This is a genomic window from Paenibacillus sp. J22R160 (assembly GCF_059692135.1).
Window position 1 is genome coordinate 89,853 of the sequence record NZ_JCAUAU010000008.1, and the last position, 12,315, is coordinate 102,167.

The 12,315-nt window shown below is 48.0% G+C and carries 13 protein-coding genes; 9 read left to right on the forward strand and 4 right to left on the reverse strand.

Features of this window, described 5'->3' with window-relative positions; all coding sequences use genetic code 11:
* The first annotated feature begins 29 nt into the window (after positions 1-29).
* From adh to AC58UW_RS18605, 7 genes are all read left to right on the forward strand, one after another.
* Positions 30-1,550 (forward strand): aldehyde dehydrogenase, encoded by a 1,521-nt coding sequence (adh, locus tag AC58UW_RS18575; RefSeq protein WP_497422099.1) that lies wholly within the window; start codon positions 30-32, stop codon positions 1,548-1,550.
* Positions 1,551-1,563: 13 nt separating this feature from the next.
* On the forward strand, positions 1,564-1,926 hold the full coding sequence (locus AC58UW_RS18580) for a DUF779 domain-containing protein (RefSeq protein WP_497422100.1): 363 nt from the start codon (positions 1,564-1,566) through the stop codon (positions 1,924-1,926).
* 439 nt (positions 1,927-2,365) lie between these two features.
* On the forward strand, positions 2,366-3,658 hold the full coding sequence (rpoN, locus tag AC58UW_RS18585) for an RNA polymerase factor sigma-54 (protein ID WP_497422101.1): 1,293 nt from the start codon (positions 2,366-2,368) through the stop codon (positions 3,656-3,658).
* Between the two features lie 213 nt (positions 3,659-3,871).
* Positions 3,872-5,065 (forward strand): Alp7A family actin-like protein, encoded by a 1,194-nt coding sequence (locus tag AC58UW_RS18590; RefSeq protein ID WP_497422102.1) that lies wholly within the window; start codon positions 3,872-3,874, stop codon positions 5,063-5,065.
* Complete coding sequence (locus AC58UW_RS18595) at positions 5,062-5,496, forward strand: hypothetical protein (protein WP_497422103.1); 435 nt, start codon at positions 5,062-5,064, stop codon at positions 5,494-5,496. The genes AC58UW_RS18590 and AC58UW_RS18595 overlap by 4 nt, the downstream gene beginning before the upstream one ends.
* 36 nt (positions 5,497-5,532) lie before the next feature.
* Complete coding sequence (locus AC58UW_RS18600; RefSeq protein ID WP_497422104.1) at positions 5,533-5,991, forward strand: hypothetical protein; 459 nt, start codon at positions 5,533-5,535, stop codon at positions 5,989-5,991.
* A 12-nt stretch (positions 5,992-6,003) separates the two neighbouring features.
* Entirely contained in the window at positions 6,004-6,186 is a 183-nt protein-coding gene (locus AC58UW_RS18605) for a hypothetical protein (protein WP_497422105.1), read from the forward strand.
* 270 nt (positions 6,187-6,456) lie between these two features.
* Here the strand turns inward: AC58UW_RS18605 and AC58UW_RS18610 are convergent, their stop codons facing one another.
* Genes AC58UW_RS18610 through AC58UW_RS18625 form a run of 4 tightly spaced genes read right to left on the reverse strand, consistent with a single transcriptional unit; the run spans position 6,457 to position 10,216 of the window.
* Positions 6,457-7,467, reverse strand: coding sequence for a FecCD family ABC transporter permease (locus AC58UW_RS18610; RefSeq protein ID WP_497422106.1), 1,011 nt, complete (start codon positions 7,465-7,467; stop codon positions 6,457-6,459).
* Positions 7,464-8,462 (reverse strand): FecCD family ABC transporter permease, encoded by a 999-nt coding sequence (locus tag AC58UW_RS18615; RefSeq protein WP_497422107.1) that lies wholly within the window; start codon positions 8,460-8,462, stop codon positions 7,464-7,466. Before AC58UW_RS18615 ends, AC58UW_RS18610 begins: the two co-directional genes overlap by 4 nt.
* 22 nt (positions 8,463-8,484) lie before the next feature.
* Positions 8,485-9,420 (reverse strand): iron-hydroxamate ABC transporter substrate-binding protein, encoded by a 936-nt coding sequence (locus AC58UW_RS18620; protein WP_497422108.1) that lies wholly within the window; start codon positions 9,418-9,420, stop codon positions 8,485-8,487.
* Positions 9,368-10,216, reverse strand: a complete 849-nt coding sequence (locus tag AC58UW_RS18625; RefSeq protein ID WP_497422109.1) for an ABC transporter ATP-binding protein — start codon at positions 10,214-10,216, stop codon at positions 9,368-9,370. Before AC58UW_RS18625 ends, AC58UW_RS18620 begins: the two co-directional genes overlap by 53 nt.
* Positions 10,217-10,391: 175 nt before the next feature.
* Between AC58UW_RS18625 and AC58UW_RS18630 the strand changes: the two genes are divergently transcribed.
* Together AC58UW_RS18630 and AC58UW_RS18635 are read left to right on the forward strand one after the other, a co-directional pair.
* A complete protein-coding gene (locus AC58UW_RS18630) occupies positions 10,392-11,441 on the forward strand; it encodes an NAD(P)/FAD-dependent oxidoreductase (RefSeq protein ID WP_497422110.1) in 1,050 nt (349 codons plus the stop codon).
* Between the two features lie 79 nt (positions 11,442-11,520).
* On the forward strand, positions 11,521-12,315 hold the full coding sequence (locus AC58UW_RS18635) for an amino acid ABC transporter substrate-binding protein (RefSeq protein WP_497422111.1): 795 nt from the start codon (positions 11,521-11,523) through the stop codon (positions 12,313-12,315).

The following is a 12,315-nucleotide window of genomic DNA, read 5'->3' on the forward strand; positions in this document are numbered from 1 at the left end:
GTATCCCATTTTAAGGAGGCTGAGCGAGAATGATTTATGAACAACCTGGACAAAACGGATCCAAAGTAACTTTCAAAAAACGATATGAAAACTTTATCGGTGGACAGTGGGTCGCGCCTGTTAAGGGGCAATACTTCGATAATCCCTCTCCTGTAAATAATCGTGTTTTCTGCGAGATTCCACGTTCTAGTTCGGAGGATATCGAGCTGGCTTTGGATGCGGCGCATGCTGCCAAAGAAGCATGGGGACGCACATCAGTTGCCGAGCGCGCACTTATCTTAAATAAAATTGCTGATCGAATGGAAGCTAATTTGGAAATGCTGGCTGTTGCCGAGACTTGGGATAACGGCAAGCCCGTTCGTGAAACGCTTGCGGCCGATCTGCCGCTGGCGATTGATCATTTCCGCTATTTCGCAGGGAGCATTCGCGCTCAAGAAGGCACACTCAGCCAATTGGACGACAATATGGTGGCTTACCATTTTCATGAGCCGCTCGGCGTTGTCGGGCAGATCATTCCGTGGAACTTCCCGCTGCTGATGGCGACATGGAAGCTTGCTCCGGCGCTTGCGGCAGGCAATGCTGTGGTTCTCAAGCCCGCTGAGCAAACGCCAGCTTCCATTCTGGTGCTGCTCGAGCTCATTCAAGATCTGCTGCCGCCGGGCGTCGTCAATGTCGTTAACGGCTTCGGACTTGAAGCGGGCAAACCGCTTGCCTCAAGCAGCCGGATCTCGAAGATCGCCTTTACGGGTGAAACGACAACGGGCCGCTTAATTATGCAATACGCTTCGCAGAATTTGATACCGGTTACCTTGGAGCTGGGCGGTAAGTCCCCGAATATCTTCTTTGAAGATGTGCTTGCGCGGGATGATGCTTTTTACAATAAAGCGCTTGAAGGTTTTGCTATGTTTGCTCTTAACCAAGGGGAAGTGTGCACGAGCCCATCACGCGCATTGATTCAGGAATCGATTTACGATCAATTTATGGAGAGAGCCCTGAAGCGGGTTGCTTCCATTACGCAAGGCAATCCTCTTGATACAACTACTATGATTGGGGCGCAGGCTTCAACCGAGCAAGTTGAGAAAATTATGAGCTACATCAACATAGGCTCGCAGGAAGGCGCGGAGTGTCTGATTGGCGGCGACAGGGCGAAAGTAGAAGGGGAGCTTTCCGAAGGCTACTACATTCAGCCAACCGTGCTGAAAGGGAATAACAAGATGAGAATTTTCCAAGAGGAAATTTTCGGACCTGTGCTTGCGGTAACGACGTTCAAGAACCAAGAAGAGGCACTGGCTATTGCCAACGACACGCTCTATGGTCTTGGAGCAGGTGTTTGGACACGCGATATGAACACAGCCTACCGGATGGGTCGGAGCATTGAGGCGGGTCGCGTATGGACGAATTGCTACCATGCTTATCCTGCCCATGCAGCTTTCGGCGGTTATAAGACTTCAGGTATTGGCCGCGAGAATCACAAAATGATGCTGTCCCATTACCAGCAAACGAAAAACCTGCTCGTCAGCTATAGCCCTGATGCATTGGGCTTCTTCTAAGAGAGCTGCAGGGATGACAGAGGCAAGTAAGGTTGTTGCAACTGAGGCCGCTCTGGAGCTGATTGAAATCGTCAAAGCCAAACATGGCCCCGTTATGTTTCATCAATCCGGCGGCTGCTGCGACGGCAGTTCTCCTATGTGCTATGCGCAGGGGGAGTTTCTGATCGGTGACAGCGACGTCTGGTTGGGTGATATCGGCGGTGCCCCCTTTTATATGAGCAAGCCACAGTACGATTATTGGAAAAACACGATGCTGATCATCGATGTGGTTCCCGGCCGGGGCGGGATGTTTTCGCTCGAGGGCCCGGAGGGCCGGCGCTTTCTGACGCGCTCCAGGATGTTTACGGAGGAAGAGCGGCGCGTGTTAGGTTTGTAAGCAGTGAGTCGTACATAAGGACCTGGCGATGCTTCATCGCTAGGTTCTTTTTGGATTCGCTTTTGCGTCAGCAGTTGCCAGTTGGCAGCTGGCAGTTGGCAGGGGAACTACAGAGCGCTATTTTGCGATAAACGGGCTGTTGGGCGAAGCAGAGGAACTGTGGTCCGCTATTTCGCCGTGATGGGCAGATTTTCAGGCGATTGGGGTGAAATAAGACCCTGTAGTCGCCATCAAGCCCCGAAATTTCTGATTTATATCATAATAAGGGATTGGAGTTCTCCTATTTAAGGCCGGGTACCCACGGGCTCATCTGAGCACAGTCGTTCTACACGCAGAACCAGCTGCTTGAAGGGTGAAGCCTTTTTCATGGTGGATTTTACAGTACAAGCACGAATATACTAATGGTAAGCGATTACATGATGAGAGGAGGCACTTGCAGATGGAAATTTCACTGACTGCCCTGCAGGATCACAAAATGCTGCTTACACCACACATGCGGCAGTCAATGGTAATTCTGCACATGTCCTCCTTGGACTTGCATGAGTTGGTGAAGCAGCAGGCAAATGAGAATCCTTTTATCGAGCTTAAGGATATTAAAGAAAACCGCCGTTTTAGCGGCACTAATAATGATTGGTGGCTCAATGTAGATCACAGCGCTTCCATTACGTTAGAATCGGTTTTATTAGAACAGATAGCCTGCTTGAATTTGGACAGTACATTAAAGGTTATCTGCAAATGGATCATCGGAAACCTGGATGCAAAGGGCTACCTTCCCTATACGAAAGAAGAAATTACCGCTATTCAAGGCTCCTCGTTGGAGCATGTCAGTCAAGCTATTCGTATAATCCAAAGCTTAGAACCATATGGTGTGGGGGCTTCAACCCTAGCGGAATGTCTCCTCCTCCAATTGCAGCAGATGAAGGGGATAGAGCCCTTAGTGATATCTCTGATCGAGCAGGACCTGCATGATATTGCTGCTGGCAAGCTTCAACAGTTAGCGGCGAAATACGGGACAGAGCTCACACGCATCCAAGCAGCAATTGACCAAATAAAAGCTCTCAACCCTAAGCCTGGAGCCAAGTACAGCAGAGAACAGCCGCAGTATGTGATACCAGATCTTAAGTTGAAGCTGGTGGAGGGGAGATATATGGTCATTCTCGAAAATGCTGCGCTCCCGGGTATCACGCTCAGTGATTCCTATCTCCATCTGATGGAACAGAAGGCTTCGCAAGATGCCTACCGTTTTTTGAAGCAGCAATGGCAGGCCGCAAGGGGGCTTATGGACAGTATCGAGCGTAGAAATGCTACGCTGTTGCAAACAGCATGCATGATGTTTGAGCTTCAGCCCGATTTTTGTGCGCAGGGCTCCGCGCATATTGGGCCGATGACCATGAAGCAAGTGGCTGCTGCGCTGCAAGTGCACGAATCCACCGTAAGCCGTACGGTTAGCCGGAAATATATTCAGACTCCGTGGGGGATGTTTGAGCTGAAATATTTTTTCTCCTCTTCGATGAAGCAGGCCGATGGGACGTCGGTTTCTTCTTTTTACATGAAGGAGAGGATTAGAGAAGCGATTAAGGGAGAGAATCGGGACCATCCCTTCTCCGATCAACAGTTGGCTGAGCGCTTAAATAGCAAGGGTCTCATCATTTCACGCAGAACAGTGGCTAAATATAGAGAGCAGATGAACCTTCCACCCGCTGTAAAAAGGAAACGAGGACCTAACGTTTAAATGTTAAACTTTAAACGCTAAGCCTTGAATTTCGAAGTTTAAAGCTTAAAGTTTAAAGCCTAAACTTTAAAGTTCAAACCTTAAAATTTAAACTTTAAAGTTTATTCCAATTGAACGATATAATTAACGAAATATTCCAAATACCCACTCATTCTTCCTTCCTACTGCGAATAGGTATATAGATTCAAATCAAGGTAGGAGAGGGGAATTGACTTGACAAAGAACGAAGTCTTAACCACTACCATCACGCTGTCCATTGATAACGGCAGCAGTCATGTCAAGGTCATCTATGACCATCTGGACTGTAGCTTCATTTTCCCTAATGTACTAGCACAACCGTTTGGTGAACGATTTCTTTTGATGGAACAAGGTGATCCCCTGGATTTCCTCGACGTACAAATCACATCGCCTGCCATTGAAAGCGACCAGTATCGCCATGTTTATGTAGGGAATCTCGCCATTGGCGATGAGGGTATTCTTCATGAGATTGTTGGAGATAAAGCCGTGCAAAAGAAAGCCCAAAGACCTGAAACCATGGTGACGCTCCTGACGGCTGCGGCCTATGCCATTGCCAAACAGAATGAAGGCGCTATCAAAAAGGGGAAAAAGCGGATCAAAGCTGCCGTGAACCTAGGCACAGGTTTGCCGATTCGCGAAATCACGAAATTTCGCGATGAGTTTGCCCGTAAAATCACCGGAGGTGTTCACTCCGTCACGTTCGTAACGACCCCTGTTTTCAAAGGTATCACGGTGGAAATGGAATTCTCGCTTCCAACCGATATCAGCATAGACGATGTATCCGGCGTTTATGATTTGGAAGCAACTTCGAAATCCCACCTGTCGCACAAGGGCTTCGGCATTGCCGATGTCGGCGGCGTCGATATGGATATCGCCTTCTTCCGACCAGGTCTAGATCTGGATCAACGGCACTCCACTGGCGCCAAAATTTATCTCAACGATGCGCTGGAAAGCATTCGGAACGAGGTCAATGCGCAGGGTGAGGAGCTGCTTGCAAGCACGGCCGAATTGACGCTCATGCTCGTCAACAAAGAGTATGAGATCTATGCCGAGGGCAAGGTTGTGTTTGATATGACGAGCCTGATCAATAAGCACATGCGCATATTAGCGGAGAAAGTGCTGAAGTTCGCCCGCAGCTCTTGGAAGCACGTTCGTTATGCGAACGAGTTCTGGTTTATCGGCGGCGGAGCTGTTGTTTTGCAGCCATGGATTGAGAAAATTAATGCCGAGCTGGGTTTGCCCATCCGGTTTGATACAGCCGAACATAGCCAATTTCGGAATGTGCGAGGCACCTTCCTTATACTGGACCACGCGCTGAAGCATGAGGACGAAGTCGCGGCTGGCGCAGATGCCAAAGGAGTCTCCGAGAACGGGAGCGGTCAGGATTGAAAAAACGCCGATCCACCGTCTATGTTCGCTCTGGCAAGGATGTAACCTTGTATATTCCATCGGATACGCCGCCCGAGGTCATCAACTATTTGAATCAGTTGAAGATGGATGGCTATTTTAGCCAAGGCATTATAGATATTCTGACGAGATATGTTCGTGAAGAGCGCATACCCGCATCACCATCAGCAAATTCAGAAATTGAAATATTTCCCGGGAAAGAAAGGCTCCGCGATATAGACATAGTAGGCTCACCTGCAGAAACAGAAGAGACCGATCCCGCGTTTGAGTTGGACGAGCCTACACAGCCTGTTCATGCAGCGATTGCTGAGGGAGAACAGAAGAAATTTAGTTTGGCACAAATATTCCGGCAGTCCCTGCAAAACTCAGGGAAGCTAGTGCCTACCTCGGATCATGACAGGGAGCCTGAGTAGGTGAACTCCATGATTCAAGATAAGGAGGACACCCGAATGGATAACAATCAGGGCAAAGAAGCAGCTAGGCATTTTACACTGACTGATGATATATTTCGTTATCCTGGCATGGATGTATATACGCAAATGACCGTTATCGTGTTAAAATGCTTTTCCTCAGAATCGAACATCCCCGAGCTGGTTGACATTGCAAAGCTTGGTCGGATGAATCTGAAGCAGGCAACGAAAGCGTTACAGAATCTCGTCGAGATGAAAATTATTTCCCAGAAAATGTTTCGCCGGTTGGTCGGTGATTTCCAGGACGATCGGTTATCTTGGGCAGCCAAAGGCTTGCTCGCTTTTTGCAAAGAACATCCTCATATTGACTTAACTGACCTGTTGGATCTGTCCAGCGAATCAGGAGAGGATGAGAGCAGCATCCGTAGGGCATTAACAGAGCTGCACCAGTATGGGTACTTGGACGAGTATCCGGTGTGGAGTCAAATTGCTAATTGAGGGGAATCGACCGTGCGATTATTAGACGGAGGTAAAGCTTTCAATTACGGTGTATTAAATGGAAAAACTACCGTTAATCTGCGCTGCTCGGTGGCAGGGATTGAAATAGCGGTAGAAGCTCCATCTAAATCGCGAGTAACTAGACGAAATTTGCTAGATCTGGCGGAATTAGCGGTAGAAACTGCAGTTACTTAACCAAAAGTGGGTCAATTGCTGAAAATAGCGGGAGGAATCGGCGTTAAGTACAAGTCATTCATCGACTCTGTGCTCAGTTCCGAGGGAACGGTACGAATTGAGCTTTGGAGGAATGGATGGAAAAAGAAATCCCCCTAGTAATGCTAAATTAAGCATATACTGTAAATAACAGCAGCTATTATTGATAATATTAAAAAAAGCTATTCCCCCAAAAAATCGGGGGGATAGCTTTTTTTGCATGCCGGGCCGAGAACAACCAGCTGTCTTTCCTCAAGCTTTTTTCAATAGTAAATACATGAAATACGGCGCACCGATCAGGGCCACCATGATACCGGCCGCAATCCCATCGGGGTCGAGCAGATTGCGCCCGACCGTGTCAGCCAGAAGCAGCAGCCATCCGCCGATAAGAATAGCGACAGGAATGAACAGTTGATTCCTAGGCCCAACCAAAGCTTTCGCGATATGCGGAGCCATAAGCCCAATAAAGCTGATGCCTCCCGTGACGGAAACGGCTGAAGCGGCAAGAGCGACGGAGGCGAGAAGCAGGAGAATACGCTCTTTTTCCACCGATACACCAACACCGATGGCGACAGGCTCGTTAAGCCCAAGCAGATTTAACCGGTTGGCTTTGTACAAGGTGAACGGGATGAGTACGACAAGCCACGGCAGAAGCGCCCAGATAAACGGCCAATCGGTCCCCCAGATGTTGCCTGCCAACCATTTGGCGATAAAGTCCACCTTCGAGCGTTCTGCTGACGAGATCACGACAATCATGATGCCGGATAAGGCCATTGAGAAGCCAATCCCCATTAACACTAATCGGACGGGCTGAAGTCCTTCTTTTCGACTATAAGAAAGCAAGTATATGCAGGCAGCCGTCACCAAAGCCCCAAGGAAAGCGACTAGCGGAAGAAAATACACGAAGGAGCCTGCTTTTACCGGGAAAAAGAGAAAGAAGACGGCAACAGCGACACCCGCACCTGAGTTAATCCCAATAATGCCGGGGTCAGCTAAATCATTACGTGTAACGCCTTGCAGAATCGCGCCGGATAGGGCAAGTGCCATGCCAGCTAATAAGGTAATCAGAATGCGAGGTAATCGAATTGAAAACAACACAAATTCTTCTTTGAAAGTCCCATGTCCAAACAGGGTAGGGAGCAGCCGGTTATAGGACAATGAGGAGTAGCCTAGTCCCATTCCGATCACAATCGTAACGACGATAAGAGCTAGAGCTCCAACTAAGAGAAGGCGTTGTTTTCTAAGAATAGACGGATGAATCATGGGAAAGCCTTGCCCCCTTTGCGTACGATAAACAGGAAGAAAGGTAAGCCCAGCATCGCGACAATGGCCACCACAGGCGTTTCATACGGCGCATTCATGGTACGCCCGAGTGTATCTGCGAGCAGCATGAACGTACCGCCAGCGACTGCGGACATAGGAATGATGAACCTATAATCGGTGCCAACGATGGCACGCACGACGTGTGGTATCATGAGACCAATGAAAGCCATATTGCCGACAAGGGCAACGGAAGCACCTGCAAGTAGAATAATGATGATGAAGAGAATGGTTTTGATTTGCGCCGTTTTCTGCCCTAAACCGACAGCAACCTCTTCGCTTAAGCTAAGTATAGTAAGCTGCCTGGAGAGCAGGAGGGCTACCAACGATCCCACCACGATAAAGGGCACGATCACTTTCAGCTGGTCCCATGACGCGCCGATCAATCCGCCTGCTGTCCACATAGTGACATCTTTTGAAATTTTGAAATAGAGGCCGAGACCGTCGGAAACGGCGTATAAAAAAGCCGAGACAGCGGCTCCGGCGAGCACGATGCGAATGGGCGAGAACCCGCCTTTTTTCATCGCCCCGATACCGAAAACAAGGAGCGCCCCAATGGCTGCTCCAATGAAGCAAGCGAGCATGATGCCCAAGTAGCTTGTTGACGGGAATAAAGCAATAGTTAGGGCGAGTGCTGCGTTGGCTCCTGCAGTAAGGCCCAGCAAGCCGGGGTCTGCAAGAGGATTTCGTGTAATCCCTTGCATAATGGCGCCTGAGACGCCTAAAGCCGCTCCAACGAAAATCCCCGCGATTTCGCGGGGTAATCGAATTTCACGGATGATCGTAATCGCATCACTTGTAGTGTGTGAAGTTAGTGCCAGCCAGACATCCGAGAGAGTAGCATCTGCTGCCCCAAACACCATAGCAACAACAAACATTCCCACAAACACAAGGAGCCCAAGGGCAAATTTATAACCAAATGAAATGGAATACTTCATCCGAGAAAGCTCCTCCGTGATGTTATTTAAGCAAATTTTTGATGAAGAAATCTAGTTGGTAATTGAGTGTTAATGGATCATTAAAGTAGAAGATCTTGGCATTAGCTTCATAAACGTGACCGTTTTTTGCAGCTGTTGTATTCTTATAGGTCGCTGTTTGTTGGAAAGAGTTGTCGGCATCCGGGTTTTTACTGAAAATCACGTAATCGCCCATAAATTGCGGCAGAACTTCTGTAGACAAGGCATAATAGCCTTCTTTCAAAGCCATTTCCTTCACTTTTGGAGGCATTGCCAATTTCATTTCTTGATATAGAATTTCGGTTCCACGACCCCAGTTGTCGCCATAAACGTAAAGCTGTTTGTCAAAGCTCTCGATGACGGAAATGGTTCTATCCGCGCCGATTTTGGCTTTAATGTCTGTACCTGCTTTTTGCGCACGTTTCTTGAAGTCGTCAACCCATGCTTTCGCTTCTTTTTCCTTGTTCAAAAGCTTACCGATTTCGATATGTTGGGTGAGATAATCAACTTTTCCGTATGTATATGTAACGGTAGGAGCGATCTGTTTAAGCTTATCAATATTTTTAATATTGGATAGACCGATAATGAGATCAGGTTTTAATTCAATAATTTTTTCTAGATTTTCATCCGAAACCTCCTGCACATCTTTTAAGGTTTTGTCAAAGTTGGGGTTGGCTTTGGACCATGACTCCACTCCGACAAGCTTCACATTTAACGCCATTACGTTTCCTGCAAAAGCAGAAAGGACAATGACACGTTGTGGGTTGGCAGGTACTTCAACGGGTCCGTTCTCGGACTGGTAAGTGATTGTTTTGGACCCAGCCGCAGCAGTTGTAGCCGGCGTCGCAGCGGCTTCTTCTTTTTTTGGAGCAGCAGATCCGCACGCGCTAGTAGCTAGTACTAGGATGAAGAGCAGGAATGGAATCAGTAGTTTTTTCACTAGAGTAGTCTCCCTTTAATAAATTGTAGGTAATGCACATAGGTTTATGAGTTCGAGGATCTCTTCCGATCTCCGCATCAATGTGGAAAACTTGCTTGAGAACTTCAGGCTGCATCACTTCTTCGCAATCGCCGGCTTTGACGATTTCGCCATCCTTCAGAGCGATGATGTAGTCAGCGAATCGAGCGGCTTGGTTCAAATCGTGCAACACCATGACAATCGTTCGGCCTTGTTCTCGATTTAATCTTTGCAACAGCTCCAGCACCTCTAGCTGATGGGCCAAATCCAAATAGGTCGTTGGCTCATCGAGGAATATAATGTCGGTTTCCTGTGCGATAGCCATTGCAATCCAAACGCGCTGCCGTTGACCGCCCGATAGGGAATCGACAGGTCTGTATTTGAAATCTTGGGTGCCTGTCACTTCGAGAGCCCAGTCAATAGCGTCATAGTCCTTTTTCGTCAATCGGCCGAAGCCGGTTTGATAAGGGAAGCGGCCGTAAGATACCAATTCACCAACGGTCAATCCGCTGGCGCTTTCAGGCGTCTGTGGGAGGATCGCCATCTTTTTGGCGAGAACTTTGGTGTTTTCTTTCGAGATGAGAGCCCCATCCAGAACGATACGTCCGGATTGGTGAGGAATAATCCGTGTTGTCGCTTTCAAAAGGGTCGATTTACCGCAGCCGTTAGCGCCGATAATGGTCGTAATTTTCTTGTCGGGGATGGCGGCACTAAGGTTTTTGACAATTGAACGTTCTCCATAACCAATGTTGAGTTCATCTATATACAGGCGAAACATGATACACCTCCACGATGTCATCGATATTGATAATCATTATCAGTATGACTAAACATACTTTACGGTAACAACATGAGGTTGTCAATGTTTTTTTTGTTGTCAAAAGAAAAAATTAACCGTATAGTTAATTGATAATGATAATCAATTTCACGTGAGTGAGGAGGAGTGAACGTATATGGGAAATCAGGAATTGTATGACGTAACGATCATCGGAGGAGGCCCGGCAGGGCTTTACTCTGCTTTCTACAGCGGTTTGAGAGAAATGAAAACAAAGATTATTGAGTATCAGCCACAGTTGGGCGGCAAGGTGCATGTCTATCCGGAAAAGATGATCTGGGACGTTGGCGGTCATACGCCGCTGCCTGGCGCAAAGCTGATAGAGAAACTTGTCGAACAGGGATTAACGTTCTCACCAAAGGTTGTATTAAGTGAAAAGGTTGACTCGATCAGGCGCAATGAAGAGGGGATCTTCGAACTACTCACGGCGTCTGGCGGAAAGCATATGTCGAAAACAGTCATTGTCGCGGTAGGCGGGGGTATTCTCAATCCCAAAAGACTAGAAATCGAAGGCGCGGAACGGTACGAGGTGTCTAATTTGAACTACACCGTGAAGTCCCTGGAGCGCTTCAAGGGTAAAACTGTCGTCATCTCTGGCGGTGGCAACTCAGCCGTTGACTGGGCTAATGAGTTGGAGCCAGTGGCTGGCAAGGTTTATTTAACGTATCGCAAAGACGCGCTCTCCGGTCATGAGGCTCAAGTAAAGCAGCTTCTAGAAAGTTCAGTGGAATGTATCTGTAATTCATCCATTTCCAAATTAATTGCTGGTGCAAATCACGAGATGATCGAACATGTTCAGTTGGAGAACCACGAAACGGGAGAAGTTTCGTACTTAAAAATCGATGAAGTCATCATTAATCACGGCTACGAGCGGGATACGACGTTGCTTCAAAATAGTGAAGTGAAGATAGAAATCGTAGACGACTATTATATTAAAGGCAGCGCGGCGAGTGAATCTTCCATCGAGGGCATCTACGCAGCCGGAGATATTCTCAATCATGAGGGGAAAGTCCATCTGATCGCGGGCGCTTTCCATGATGCGGCGAATGCTGTAAATAAAGCGAAACAATACATACAGCCAGGCGCCTACAAGTATGCTATGGTTTCTTCCCATAATGAAGTTTTCAAAAAACGTAATCGGGAATTAGTGAAGCAAATGTTCAGCTAGTTGGACTCTTAAAATTGGATTGTTTGGGAATAATACCTCTCGTACAAGCAAAAATGGTTTGTTTACGGGAGGTTGCACATTGAAGAAGATAATCCGAATAACCTTCGCGCTAACTGCGGTGCTAGCGCTCGCGGGCTGTGGCGCCAAAGAGGGGCAGAAGGCGGGCGAGAGCAGCAGTGCTCCGACGGCTAAGCCGGCAGCTGAAATAACCATTGGGACCGAAGGAACGTATGCGCCTTTCACGTTTCATGATAAGAGCGGGACTTTAACGGGCTTTGATGTAGAGATTGCCCAGGAAGTGGCCAAACGGGCTGGTCTCACTCCGCGTTTCGTAGAAACCAAGTGGGATGGGATGATTGCCGGTCTCGACGCGAAACGCTACGACATGGTCGCCAACGAAGTGGCTATACGTCCAGACCGCTTGGAGAAGTACGATATGTCTACGCCATACATCGTATCTAGGGCAGTTCTTGTTGTTGGGGCGAACAACGCGGATATCAAATCTCTGGATGACCTGAAGGGGAAGAAGGTAGGCCAATCCCTTGATAGTAATTATCGGAAAATAGCGGAAGATCATGGCGCCGTTAATACAGTAGTGGAGGGCTTCAACCAAGCGATCGATTTGGTCACTTCTGGCCGTATTGACGCAACGATCAACGATAGCCTGTCTTTTTTGGATTTGAAGAAGCAGCGCCCAGACCTGCCGATCAAAACCGTCTACGAGGAGCCAGAAGCCACCAGTAACGCTTTTCTTTTACGTAAGGGGAGCACCGAGCTGCTGGATAAAGTGAATAAGGCTCTAGCCGATATGAAGTCCGACGGAACGTATCTGAAGATATCGCAGAAATGGTTCAATTCTGATGTATCGAAGTAA